Genomic DNA, 11818 nt, shown 5'->3' with positions numbered 1-11818 from the left:
TGCAGCGCGCACGCGGGGCGATGCGCACGCGCTTCCCCAATAGCGGCGCCAGACGGCGTGCGCTGGCCGATGCGCTCGCGCCGGGGGGGCGTGCTCGATCCGCTCGGATCGTCGCGCGACGTGGCCGGCTGGCTGGCAGGGGGGATCGGTACAGGACGGGACGATCGTCCGGATGACACTCGCATCGCGTGATCCCGATGATCTGACATTGCGACAGGCGCGGGCGCTCGCCAGCGCGGACCGCGTCTATCACCGCAGCGACGTGCCGCCGGCGATCCTCGATCGCGCGCGCGCGGATGCCGCCCGGATCCCGTGCGATGCGCCGCCTGATGCGCAGGGTTCGGGGCTGGTCGTCGATGTGGCGATGCGCGCGTGAGCGGGTTCGGGTTCAAGGTCGCTGACGGAGTCGCGTCGCGGCTCGCGGTCGAGGCGGCGCCCGCCGCGAGCGGTGACCTGGTCTGGGTCCATCTGTCGACCACCGAGGACGAGGCGCAGGCCTGGCTTCGCAACGAGGCCGGGCTCGAATCCTATGTGATCGACGCACTGACCGCGACCGAGACGCGGCCGCGTTGCGAGGCGGTCGGCGAGGGGGCGTTCCTCAACCTGCGCGGGCGGACGAACGAGGAGATGGATTCGTCCGACCTGCTCGCGTCGCTGCGCATCTGGGTGGTCAAGGGACGCGTCTATTCGCTGACGCGCAAGCCGCTGGTCGCGATCTCGCTGGTTGAAAAAGAGGTTGAGGCGGGGCGGGTGCGCGATCCCGGCGACCTGATCACCGCGTTCGCGACCGCCATCACCACCGATCTCGACCCCGAGGTGGCGGCGCTGGGCGACGAGCTCGACGATTGCGAGGAGCGGCTCGACGCCAAGCATGTCTTCGCCCTGCGCCGCACCGTCAGTGAGGTCCGCGTGGCGGCGATCAGCTATCGCCGGTTTCTCAATCCGCAGCGTGCCGCGCTCGAGAAATTGGCTGCGTTGCCCGGCGACTGGCTGCGCGACGACGACCGGCTGCACCTGGCGGCGGCGGCGGACCGCGCGGCGCGGATGGCCGAGGAGCTCGAATCGATCCGCGAGCGATCCGCGCTGACGCACGAGGCGCTGACCGACCTGCGCGCGGAACAGATCGACAATCGCTCGCTGATCATCTCGGTCGCGGCGATGGTGTTCCTGCCGCTGACGTTCCTGACCGGGCTGTATGGGATGAACGTGAAGGGGCTGCCCTTTGCCGAAGAGCCCTGGGCGTTCGATGCGATCGCGGGCGGCTGCCTGGTGATCGCGCTGGGTATCGTGATCTACTTCGTCCAGCGGCACTGGTTCGAACGGTAGCGGCTCAGGCCGCGCTGGCGGTGCGCCAGGCCTGCGCGATCTCGTCGAGCGTGTCCGCGGTGGTGCGGAAGACCGAGCCGTCCTGGCCGACCGAGGCGTCGACGATCGTCCGGCGCGCGCCTGCATAGAGCCGCGCGAGCGTTTCCGACACCGCGCCGCCGCGGTCGAAATCGAGCCCCGCTTCGAGCGCGAACAGGATCGCGGTCGCGCGCGTCACGCGGTCGCTCTTGGTCGCATATTGGCGGTTGTCGGAGGCCCAGGCGGCGGCACGCAGCGCCGCGACGAGTTCCTTGTAGAGCAGCTGGACGAGGCCCGGGCCATCGGTCGTGGTGCGGCCGACTGCGTCGATCTGGCGATAGGTGGCGAACGGGTCGCGTGTGAGGGTGGTTGCGTACATCACGAGTCGCTCTTGTTCCAGGCGGCGATCTGGTTGGTGAGGAAGCTCTGGATCGACTTGTACGACGACACGCGCGAATTCATGCTCGAGAATTGCTGCGTCAGGCGGGTGGTCATCGCCGCGGATTGATCCGCGATCTTGGCCTCGGCATCGGCGATCGCGGACTGTGCCGCGGTGTAGCGCGTCTGCGAGGCGCCGAGCCCGATCGTCGTGTTGGTCGCGCTGGTCGTGATCGCGTTCAGCACCGCGCCAAGCCCGGCCTTGCCGTCCGCCGAGCCGTTCAGCATCGTCTCGATCGCGGTCGAATTGGTCAACATCGCGTTCGACAGCGCGGCGGCATCGACGCGCAACGTGCCGTCACGATTGGTCGCGACGCCGATCTGCGCGAGCGTCGTCGGGCTGCCGCCACCAGTGTCGCCCGACAGCGGCGCCAGCGTCAGCGCCTTGAGCGACGACAACAGCGTCTTCGCCGCCGGGTCCGCGCGCAGCACGCCGGTCACCGGGTCGGTCTGCTCGGTCAGCGTCGCCATGACCTGGTTATAGGTCTCGACGACGTCGGATACCGCCTGCGACAGCGCGCTGGTCGGCGTCGTGCTGCCTAGCGTGACGGGGCCGGTCGACACGGCGTTGAGCTGCAGTTTGACGCCCGTCACCAGGTTGTTGATCGTGTTGCTCGCGCGCTCGACCGCGATCCCGTCGACGGTCAGCTTGGCATTCTGTGCAGCCGCCGTGACGCTGGTGTTGGTCGCGCCGGGACCGACATTATAGGCGGCCAGCTTGCCGCTCGTATCCGTCGTCGCGTTCAGCGTGAACGCCTGCGACGCGCCTGTCGCGCCCTTCATCGACAGATAAGCGCTGCCGTTCGAATCGGTCACGACCGAGGCTGTGATCCCTGCGCCTTTCGCGTTGATCGCCGCGGCGATCCCGTCGAGGCTGGCGTCGGTGACGTCGATGGTCACCGCCGTGCCGCCGCCCGCGGTGAAGCCGGTCATCTTGGTGCCTGCCGCGTCATAGGTGGCGGTGCCGAAATTGAGCGTGAAGCTGCCCGAGCCGATCACCGCGGTGCGATCGGCGACCGCGGCGGTGGTGCGGATGGTCTGCGCGCCGGCGAGCTGGTTCACAGAGATGGTCGACGACAGCCCCGAGACCTTCGCGCCCGCCAGCGCGCTGACGCCGAGCGCGGCGGTATTGGAGCTGGTCGGCTGGCTGGTCAGCGTGCCGCCCTTCACCAGCGCGGCATAGGCGGTCGAGAAGCCCGAGATCGCGCTCTTGAGCGTTGCGAGCCCCGAGATCTGCGTGGTGATCGTCTTCGACTTGGCGGTCAGCTGCGCGGTCTTGGCCGCGAACTGCGCCTCGACCAGCGAGGGCACCAGGCTTGCGGTGTCGATCCCCGAGCCGGCATTGAGCGAGGTCAGCAGCGACTGCGCCGCGTTCTTCGTCACGCTCGCCGCGGTCGGCGTCGGCGTGGCCGCCGGGGTCGGCGTCGCGGTGCTGCTCGTCGTCGAAATTGCCATGCCGGAATCCTTGCGCGCTCGAATGGAATAACGACCGCGGCCGCCGGATCTTTAGGGAAGTTTCACGCCGTTTTCGTCGAACCGCGCATCGACCGGCACGGTGATCGCGGGCTGCGGCATCGGCGTGCCGCCCGCCGCCGCGTTCAGCCCGAAGACGAAGGCGAGGACGGTCGCGATCGCCATGTACAGGTCATCGCGAACCTCCTGGTTCTCCTTGCTCGTATAATAGACGGCGCGCGCGAGCAGCGGATATTCGAGCACGGGTACGCGGGTCTCCGCGGCGAGTTCGCGGATCGCCAGCGCGGTCGCGCCGCGGCCCTTGGCGACGACGACGGGCACCTGGTCCTTGCCGCGATCATAGCGCAGCGCGACCGCGAAATGCGTCGGGTTGGTCAGGATGACGTGCGCCTCGCCGACCGCCTTGCGCATATTTCCGCTGGCCATCGCGCGCATCTTGGCACGCTGCTGACCCTTGGCCTCGGCATTGCCCTCATTGTCCTTGTGCTCGTCCTTCACCTCCTGTTTCGACATGCGCATCTTGCCGAGGCGGCGGATGATCTGGATCGGCACGTCGATCCCGGCGATCGCGACGAGCCCGAATGCCATCGCGATCAGGATCGACGAGAAGGTCCCGCCGAGCGTCGTCAGCGCCTGGTTGAGATCGGCGGACGAGGCGAGCCCCATCGTCGTATGCGATGCCTGCCACAGCATCCAGCCGCCGATCGTGCCGAGCAGTGCGACCTTGAGCAGCGACTTGCCGAGCTCGATCCAGCCGGTCGGGCCGAAGATCCGCTTGAGCCCCGAGGCGGGGTTGATGCGCGTGAATTTGGGCGCGAGCAGCTTGCCGTTGAAGCCGAGCGAGCCGAGCCCTGCCTGGCTGAGCACCGCGGCGACCAGGCTGACCACGAACAGGGTGACGAGCGAGGGCGCGAGCTTCCACCCCGCCTCCTGGAGCGGGCGCCAGGGCGAGAAATCCTCGACGTCCGCGCGCCCGAACTGGAAGCTCGACGCCATCACCGCCTTGCACGCGGCGATCAGCGAGGGGCCGGCATATATCAGCCAGGCGACGCCCGCGAGCATGCTGAGCGCGGTGGCAAAGTCGCGCGAGCGGAGGATGTCGCCCTTCTCGACCGCATCCTTCTTGCGCTTGTCGGTCGGGGCTTCTGTCTTTTCGCCGAATTCGTCCGCCATCAGCCGAGCACCAGGCTCTGCGTGGCTTCGAGGCCTTCGCGGATGATCACGACCATATAGTCGCCCATCGCCGGGAAGCCGACCGCGAGCGCGACGACGCCGACCGCGAGGCTCGCGGGCAGGCCGACCGAGAACAGGTTGAGCGCGGGTGCGGCGCGGCTGATCATGCCGACGACGATGTTGAGGCACAGCAGCAGGAAGCCGACCGGCAGCGCGAGCAGCAGCCCGGCGAGAAACGCATAGCCGCCGAAGAACGCGATTCCCCGCAACCGGTCGACGCCCAGCCATGCGGCGCCGGGCGGCATCACGTCATAGCTTTTAACGAGCATCTCGACGAGCACGAGGTGGCCGTCCATCGACAGGAACAGCAAGGTCAGCATGATCGAGAAGAACTGGCCGAGCGCGGGGCTCGACCGGCCGTTCTGCGGATCGACCGACGAGGCGAAGCCGAGGCCCATCGACCCGCCGATGATTTCGGCGGCGATCACCGGCGCGGCGAACGCGATCTGCAGCACGAAGCCGAGCGCGAGCCCGACCAGCGCTTCGGCGGCGACCGCAAGTACGGTCGCCGTCGCGAAGATCTGCGCGGGTGGCTGGACCGGGTGCGCGGCGAGCACGAGGAAGCCGATCGCGCCCGACAGCGTGACGCGGACCGTGACGGGCACCGACACGTTGCCGAACACCGGCGCGGCGATGAACGTTGCGCCGATCCGCACCATCACGAAGATCAGCGCCCAGAGCTGCGGCTCGATCGAGAGGCCGAAGCCCAGCACCTGCCTATTTCACCAGATCGGGAATGCGTTCGAAAATGCTGACGGTGAAGTCGCTCAGCAGCCCGAGGATCAGGCTGCCGAAGATCATGATCGACACCGCGACGACGAGCAGCTTGGGCACGAACGACAAGGTCTGTTCGTTGATCGACGTCGCCGCCTGGATCATGCCGAGAATCAGCCCCGCCAGCAGCGCCGGGATCAGGATCGGCGCGCTGGCGAGCGCCAGCACCCACATCGTCTGGTTGGCGATGGTCAGGAAATATTGCGCGTCCATGGCTTATAATGCTTCCGTTCGCCCTGAGCAAAGTCGAAGGGCCTGGGACTCATGTGCTTCGACTGCGCTCAGCACGAACGGGAGTGTGGGGGCGCTCACCGGGTCAGGTCGCGAACGAGTTGGCGAGGCTGCCCATCGTCAGCGCCCAGCCGTCGACGAGCACGAACAGCAGCAGCTTGAACGGCATCGAGATGATCGTCGGCGACAGCATCGCCATGCCCAGCGACATCAGCACGGTCGCGACGACGAGGTCGATGACGATGAACGGCAGGAAGATCAGGAACCCGATCTGGAACGCGGTCTTGAGCTCCGAGGTGACGAACGCCGGGAGGAGCACCGAGAAGGGGATGTCGCGCGGCGACGCATAGGGGCCCGACTTCGCCATTTCGGCAAACATCGTGACGTCCTTGATCCGCGTCTGCTTGACCATGAACGCGTGGAGCGGGACGCCCGCGGTCGTGATCATCTGCGTGCCCGCGAGCTGGCCCGCGGCATAGGGCTGGATCGCGGTCGTGTTGATCTGGGTGATCGTCGGCGCCATGATGAAGAAGCTGAGGAACAGCGACAGGCCGAGCAGCACCTGGTTGGGCGGCGTCTGCTGCAGGCCGAGCGCCTGGCGCAGGATCGCCAGCACGATGATGATCCGCGTGAAGCTGGTCATCATCAGCAGGATGCCCGGCAGGACCGTGAGCAGCCCCATGATGATGAGGACCTGCAGCGACAGCGACAGCGAGCCGCTCTGCCCGCTATTGCCCGCCGCCTGGCCGCCGAGCTGGCCGAGCGCGCGGTCGACCGCATCGCCGACCGCGGGGCTGGCGGGGGCGGGGACGGCCTGCGCGAAGGCGGGCATGGCGAGGAACAGGGCGACCAGCAGCGCGAGGCCGACCCACAGCCACGCAGCGCCACGCGACTGCGTCCTGGCCTCTACAGCGGTAATCAGCGCCGGGCCCGACCCCTTGCGCGTAACGATCAGGCTCATGCGTCGACCTTGTCGATCAGGTGCACGCCGCCGCGACCGACCGAGACGAGCAGCCGGCGGCCCTCGAAATCGATCACCGCGAGGCGCAGGCCCGGCGAGATCATCATCGTTTCCTTGACGCCGATCAGCCGCGACGTGGGCTTGCCTGGCATGCGGCTCTCGAACTTGCGCCACAGCAGCAGACAGCCGACCATCAGCCCGCAGACGAGCGGCAGGAGGATGACGAGTTTCAGGATATAGGACCAGAGCATCGGATCAGCCGCGCGCCGCGAGCGACTTGTCGGGGCTGACCAGCTCGGTCATCCGCACCCCGAACCGCTCCCCGACGGTGACGACCTCGCCACGACCGATCAGCGTGCCGTTGACGAACACGTCGAGCAGCTCGTTGGCCTGGCGATCGAGCTCGATCACGCTGCTCTCGCTCAGCGCGAGCAGTTCGCGCAGCGTCAGGCTGGTCGAGCCGATCTCGACGGTCAGCTTGACGTCGACGTCCTGGAGCAGCCTGAAATTGGCGGCCACGGCGGCGTCGACCGGAAAAGTACCGGCCATGTCGGTCATGCTGCGAATCCTTCGTCGATACGGGTAATGGAGGTGAGCTGGATGGCCGCGAAGCCGTTGGACGTGCCGACCGTGCCGCAGCCAAGCCGGTCGTTGCCGACCATCACGGGGACGTCGCCCGAGATCGTGATCGGGATCACGTCGCCGGGTTTCAGGTCCATCAGCATCTGCAGCGACACGACGGGTTCGGCGAGCACCGAGCGGATCGGGAAGCGGATGTTCATCGCCGCGCGTGTCAGCTCGTTGCGCCAGGCCGGATCGGGCTCGGCGGTCTTGCCGAGCACCTTGGTGGTGAGCGACGGCGCGTGCGGCTTGAGCGCGGTGACCGGGTAGACGAGGTCGAGAAAGACCGGCTTGCCCGCCCCCGTCGCCAGCCCGAAGCGGGTGACGATCATCGCATCCTCGCCGTCGAGCTCGGCGATCATCGCCGGGTTCACCTCGACACGGGTCGGCTGGAACTCGAACCGTGCCATCGGCTCCCACGCGGTCTTGAGCGGGGTCGCGATCAGCTGGCCGATCCGCGCGATCATCGCCTCGCCCGCGGGCGAGAATTCGGCTGGCAGCACCGGTGGCACCGCGCCCGTCCCGCCGAAGAACAGGTCGAGCAGCTCGAGGATGAACCGCCCGTCCATCACGCACAGCGCCTGCGCGGCGCCCGGCGTCATCACCATCGGCAGCCAGGCGATCAGCCCGTCGCCGCGCTCCGCCCGATAATCGGCAAAGCGCTGGACGACGAGCGGCTCGGCCCAGCTGCGCACTTCCTGGCGCAGCATCGGCTCGAACACGCCGCGCAACGTCCGCGCGAACCGGGCGGACAGATGCTGCAGCGTGTGCAAATCACCGAAGGGATTGAGCTTGGCCGACCCCAGCATGCCCGAATGGGCCGCCTGGGGACGATCGCGCTCGCGCCGCTCGCGCATCGTCGTGTCTGGGGGGGCGTTAACCATGCCTCACTGAACGACGAAACTGGTAAAGTAAACGTTACCGATCCCCCCGAAACCTTCCTTCTGCTTGAGCGTGGCATTGATTGCCTTGGCCAGTTCACCCTGCAATTTGCGCTTGCCCTGCGCGGTGAAGACCTCGTCTTCGGTCGCCTCGCCGAGCGCCATCAGGATCGCGGAGCGGACCGCGATCTCGTTGGTCTTGAGATGGTCGATGACGCTGTTGTCATAGGGCGTCGAGACGGCGACGCCGACCTGGATGAAATGCGCGCTGTCCTGGAGGTTGGCGGTAAATTCCTTCTCCAGCGCATAATAGGTCGACGCATAGCGGTCGCCGCCCTCGCCCGCAGGCGGCGCCATGCCGTGATTCTCGGGTGCGGCATCCTCGCCGCCGCCATGTCCGCCGCCTTCGCCGTCCCCTTCGGCCCCGGCGGACTTCTGCTCGCTTTTCGGAATGAGCTTGGGCTTGCCGTCATCGGCCGCGGCATGGCCGCCGCCGATCAGCCCCGCGCTCGAGGCATAGACGCCCGCCCCGACGCCGCCGCCCACCAGGACGAGCAGCGCGACGCCGCCGATGATCATCTTGCCCATCTTCCCCTTCTTCTTGGGCACGGGGGCTTCGCTCTTGTCGCTCATCTACGCAGTCCTTCGGGTCAGGCGAGTCGGGTGTCGGTGGAATCGGTATCGGCAGCGGTCGCGATTCCGGCGCGGGCGCGCGAAGGCGCCGAAGGCTGGTGCGGCGTCGCAGCTCGCTGCTGCTGCTGGCCGGCGCCGGTATCGACGTTGCTCTGCGACAGCTTCAGCCCACGGGCATCGGCGAGTTCGGCGAGCCGGGGTTGCGCCTCCTGCAACAGGCTGCGCGTGGCGGCCTGTTCGGCGGCGAAATGCACATGCAGCGTATCGCCGTCCTTGCGGACCGAGACGTCGATCGTGCCGAGCGCATCGGGGATCAGGCGGATCCGCGTATCGGTCGCATTCGCCGCGTCGCGCAGGATATCGATCCGCTCGATCATCGCGCTCGGCCAGCGCTCCTGCCGCATGTCGAGCGGCGGCTGTGCGTTCGTGGTCGGGGCGAGCGCGTGAACGGTGCCGGCGGCGGTGAGCGGGGCGAGCAGCGTCGTGTCGTCCCGTAGGCGGGGCTCGTCACGGCGCTGCGCCGCCGCCTGGATCGCGGCGCCGAAGACCTGCGCGGCGGAGGCAACGGTGCCGGGTTGCGGCTGTGTGGCGGCGGCGGGCGGCTGCTGCACGACGAGGGTCACGGGTGGTGCGCCGTCGCGTGACGACCATCGCGGTGGCAGTGTGTCGATGCTCGCGGAGTCCGCGGTAACTAGGGGTGCGAGGCCTTGGGCGATTGCTTCTCCCTGTACTGGCGTTGCTGACGCCGGCGTGTGCGGGCACGGTGACGGCGGGCGGCAGTGCCGGAGCCTGAGCCGGCGCGCCTGGCGCCGGCGATGGCATGACCGTGCCATTGAAAGCGGCGGGCGGCGGCAAGGCTTCCCCTGCTGGCCGGCTGGGGGTGTCGGGAAGCGCGACCGGGCGGGTGCCCGACAGGATTGCGGCGGCGACCTGGAAATCGGAAGCCGCGGCAAACGTCGGGCGTGCGCCGGGAGGCGTCGGCGGGGAACTGCTGCTTGGCGTCTCATCGACGACGGTCGCATCCGCCGTCGCTGGCGCGGTGATCCCGGACTGAAGGGCAGGAGGCTTCATTGCGGCGTCGGGCGCAAACGCGGCGGGTAGCGGCTCTGACACAGTCGAGAAAAGGGGAGCCTGTCGCCCGCCGGGCATGTTCGACCTGGCGAACGCGTCTCCCGCCAACGTTGCCGTGCCGATCCCATCTTCGGGCAGCGTTGCCTGCGGTGCGGCGGGCGTAGTGGTTGGGGGGCATCGATCACGACCGGCACGGCGATCGGGGTTGCCTCCGGGATGGTCGCGTGCTCTGTCGGTGTATCGTCGGTGGCGTCGAAATCGCGCGGACGTTTCGTCGTGGTCGGGCGTTCGGTGCCGCGCAGGCTGATCCGGATGACGCGCTCCGGCGGCGGCGGAAGCCGGTTTTCGACCGGGTCCGGGCCTTCGATCGGCACGTCGCCACCGCCGCCGACCAGCGACGACGCAAGCGGCGATTTCACCGGCGTGAGCGCGGACGTGCCCAATGCGGCCGGCGGGAGCGCGGCCGCCGCTACGGACGCCGGTACCTCGGCGGTAATTTCCACTGTTGCCGCGACTAGCGGCGGGGGCGCCGCGACCGGCACTTGAACAAAGGCGACGCCCGGCGACCAGAACGGCAGTGTTTCGGTCTCGGCGGCGGCATCCGGCAAGGGCTTGCCGCCGCTGACCGCCGGTTGCCGGGTGATGCTATCGGCCGGTGCGACGTCGGCCACCAGCCCGGTGTCGAGCAGCGCAGCCAGCGTGTCGCCGAAATCACCCGCGGACTCACCGCCCGCTACGCGTGGCGCGGCCGTAAGGGCGAGGCCAGGAGGGGAGGCAAGCGCGGGCAGAATCATGCAATCTCTCGAATAGGGCGGTGTCAGCCCGTACTCAGCAAGGATCGTGCCGGATCTTCCTGACGGCCGGTGCCTCCTCGAGCGCGCGCAGCTCCCGGATGACTGCATCGGCCTGTGCGCGCGCGATGAGCTTTTCGACCGCACTCTGGTCGCGCTGTGCGGCGCGGGTCGCGTCGGTGGCACGCGCGACCTGATATTCCGCCGACCGGACGCGCTCGACCGCGGCGTCGGCGGAGTGTTGCAGGCGTTCGCGGTAATGCGCCGACGCCCCCAGCGAGACCGCGACCGCGGTCTGTTCCACGGGAGCGACGGCGGCGGCCAGGCCTGTAATCCGGGTGGACAGCGCCTGTTCGCTCGCGGCTTTGTCGTGCGCGCGGGCTTCGTCGGCACGGGTCAGGCCGAGCTGCAAGGTCCGGACGCGGTGGATCCGTGCCAGCGTCTTGGCGCGGGCGTCAGCCACCGAAGACACCAACCAGCTCGGCAACGGCATCGCCCAGCGACACCTTCTCGTCCGAATCCTGGCGGATATACTCCATGATCGCGCCGTGGCAGGCGATCGCATTGTCGATCGCCGAGTCGGCACCCGCACGATAGGCGCCCATCAGCACGAGGTCGCGATTCTCCTCATAGGTCGCCAGATTGCGGCGCAGTACGCGCGCGGCCCTGACATGCGGCGCGTCGGCGATGTCGGTCATCACGCGGCTGACCGAGGGGCCGATGTCGATCGCCGGATAGACGCCGCGCTCGGCCAGCTGGCGGCTCAGCACGATATGCCCGTCGAGGATCGAGCGCGCCGAATCGACGACCGGGTCGTTGCCGTCATCGCCGTCCGCCAGCACGGTATAGATCGCGGTGATCGACCCGCCGGTATGGACGTCGACGCCCGCGCGCTCGATCAGGTTCGGCAGCATCGCGATGGCGGACGGCGGATAGCCCCGTGCGGAGGCGGGTTCGCCGAGCGCGAGGCCGATCTCGCGGCCGGCATGCGCGACGCGGGTCAGCGAATCCATGATCAGCAGGACCTTCTTGCCCTCGTCGCGAAACCCTTCGGCGATCGCGGTGGCGCGCAGCGCGCCGCGGATGCGGAGCACGGGCGAGTGATTGGCGGGCACCGCGACGACGACCGAGCGTGCGCGGGCGGCGCCGGCGACCTTGGTCTCAAGAAAGTCGGCGACCTCGCGGCTGCGCTCGCCGATCAGCCCGATGACGATCACGTCGGCCTGCGCGGCGCGGACGATCATGCCGAGCAGCACCGACTTGCCGACGCCCGACCCCGCCATGATGCCGACGCGCTGACCCTGGCCGATCGTCAGCAGGCCGTTGATCGCGCGCACGCCCACGTCCATCGGCTGAAGCACGCGGCG

17 protein-coding genes are annotated in these 11818 nt (G+C 68.5%); 3 read left to right on the top strand and 14 right to left on the bottom strand.

The window, feature by feature from the left end:
- Positions 1–172: 172 nt before the first annotated feature.
- Together NI18_RS22085 and NI18_RS05740 are read left to right on the top strand one after the other, a co-directional pair.
- Positions 173–376: a hypothetical protein gene (locus NI18_RS22085; protein WP_052149006.1), complete on the top strand. Its 204-nt coding sequence runs from the start codon at positions 173–175 to the stop codon at positions 374–376.
- Positions 373–1326: a zinc transporter ZntB gene (locus tag NI18_RS05740; protein WP_037528699.1), complete on the top strand. Its 954-nt coding sequence runs from the start codon at positions 373–375 to the stop codon at positions 1324–1326. Before NI18_RS22085 ends, NI18_RS05740 begins: the two co-directional genes overlap by 4 nt.
- A gap of 4 nt (positions 1327–1330) precedes the next feature.
- Here NI18_RS05740 and NI18_RS05735 read toward each other — a convergent pair whose 3' ends face one another.
- The 11 genes from NI18_RS05735 to NI18_RS05685 form a co-directional block, all read right to left on the bottom strand.
- Entirely contained in the window at positions 1331–1723 is a 393-nt protein-coding gene (locus NI18_RS05735; RefSeq protein ID WP_037528697.1) for a flagellar protein FliS, read from the bottom strand.
- A complete protein-coding gene (gene fliD / locus NI18_RS05730; protein ID WP_037528694.1) occupies positions 1723–3237 on the bottom strand; it encodes a flagellar filament capping protein FliD in 1515 nt (504 codons plus the stop codon). Before fliD ends, NI18_RS05735 begins: the two co-directional genes overlap by 1 nt.
- Before the next feature lie 51 nt (positions 3238–3288).
- A complete protein-coding gene (locus tag NI18_RS05725; RefSeq protein ID WP_037528692.1) occupies positions 3289–4428 on the bottom strand; it encodes a flagellar type III secretion system protein FlhB in 1140 nt (379 codons plus the stop codon).
- The gene (fliR, locus tag NI18_RS05720; RefSeq protein ID WP_037528690.1) at positions 4428–5201 is read right to left on the bottom strand and encodes a flagellar biosynthetic protein FliR; all 774 of its coding nucleotides are present in this window, start codon (positions 5199–5201) and stop codon (positions 4428–4430) included. Before fliR ends, NI18_RS05725 begins: the two co-directional genes overlap by 1 nt.
- 4 nt (positions 5202–5205) lie before the next feature.
- On the bottom strand, positions 5206–5475 hold the full coding sequence (gene fliQ, locus NI18_RS05715) for a flagellar biosynthesis protein FliQ (RefSeq protein WP_031395965.1): 270 nt from the start codon (positions 5473–5475) through the stop codon (positions 5206–5208).
- A 103-nt stretch (positions 5476–5578) separates the two neighbouring features.
- Positions 5579–6454 (bottom strand): flagellar type III secretion system pore protein FliP, encoded by an 876-nt coding sequence (gene fliP, locus NI18_RS05710; RefSeq protein WP_037528688.1) that lies wholly within the window; start codon positions 6452–6454, stop codon positions 5579–5581.
- The gene (locus NI18_RS05705; protein ID WP_031394023.1) at positions 6451–6705 is read right to left on the bottom strand and encodes a flagellar biosynthetic protein FliO; all 255 of its coding nucleotides are present in this window, start codon (positions 6703–6705) and stop codon (positions 6451–6453) included. The genes fliP and NI18_RS05705 overlap by 4 nt, the downstream gene beginning before the upstream one ends.
- Before the next feature lie 4 nt (positions 6706–6709).
- Positions 6710–7012, bottom strand: a complete 303-nt coding sequence (fliN, locus tag NI18_RS05700) for a flagellar motor switch protein FliN (protein WP_031394024.1) — start codon at positions 7010–7012, stop codon at positions 6710–6712.
- Positions 7009–7959, bottom strand: coding sequence for a flagellar motor switch protein FliM (locus tag NI18_RS05695; protein ID WP_031441299.1), 951 nt, complete (start codon positions 7957–7959; stop codon positions 7009–7011). Before NI18_RS05695 ends, fliN begins: the two co-directional genes overlap by 4 nt.
- A 3-nt stretch (positions 7960–7962) precedes the next feature.
- Positions 7963–8589, bottom strand: coding sequence for a flagellar basal body-associated FliL family protein (locus NI18_RS05690; RefSeq protein ID WP_037528685.1), 627 nt, complete (start codon positions 8587–8589; stop codon positions 7963–7965).
- A 17-nt stretch (positions 8590–8606) separates the two neighbouring features.
- Positions 8607–9212 carry a flagellar hook-length control protein FliK gene (locus NI18_RS05685; RefSeq protein ID WP_052149005.1) on the bottom strand — a complete coding sequence of 202 codons (606 nt, stop codon included), beginning with the start codon at positions 9210–9212 and terminating at the stop codon, positions 8607–8609.
- 197 nt (positions 9213–9409) lie between these two features.
- Between NI18_RS05685 and NI18_RS05680 the strand changes: the two genes are divergently transcribed.
- A complete protein-coding gene (locus NI18_RS05680; protein WP_052149004.1) occupies positions 9410–9643 on the top strand; it encodes a hypothetical protein in 234 nt (77 codons plus the stop codon).
- A 13-nt stretch (positions 9644–9656) separates the two neighbouring features.
- On the opposite strand, the gene NI18_RS05675 is transcribed toward NI18_RS05680, so the two are convergent.
- The 3 genes from NI18_RS05675 to NI18_RS05665 form a co-directional block, all read right to left on the bottom strand.
- Positions 9657–10454: a hypothetical protein gene (locus tag NI18_RS05675; RefSeq protein ID WP_037528681.1), complete on the bottom strand. Its 798-nt coding sequence runs from the start codon at positions 10452–10454 to the stop codon at positions 9657–9659.
- Positions 10455–10488: 34 nt separating this feature from the next.
- Complete coding sequence (locus tag NI18_RS05670; RefSeq protein ID WP_037528679.1) at positions 10489–10914, bottom strand: hypothetical protein; 426 nt, start codon at positions 10912–10914, stop codon at positions 10489–10491.
- Positions 10907–11818, bottom strand: a 912-nt coding sequence (locus NI18_RS05665) for a FliI/YscN family ATPase (protein WP_037528676.1), incomplete at its 5' end; no start/stop codon positions are given. The genes NI18_RS05670 and NI18_RS05665, both read right to left, overlap by 8 nt.

Origin of the sequence: Sphingomonas sp. Ant20 (assembly GCF_000783375.1) — a bacterium.
GTDB classification, from domain to species: domain Bacteria; phylum Pseudomonadota; class Alphaproteobacteria; order Sphingomonadales; family Sphingomonadaceae; genus Sphingomonas; species Sphingomonas aerolata.
The sequence above is the reverse complement of the archived record's forward strand: the minus strand, read 5'-3'. Positions and strand labels throughout refer to the sequence as shown.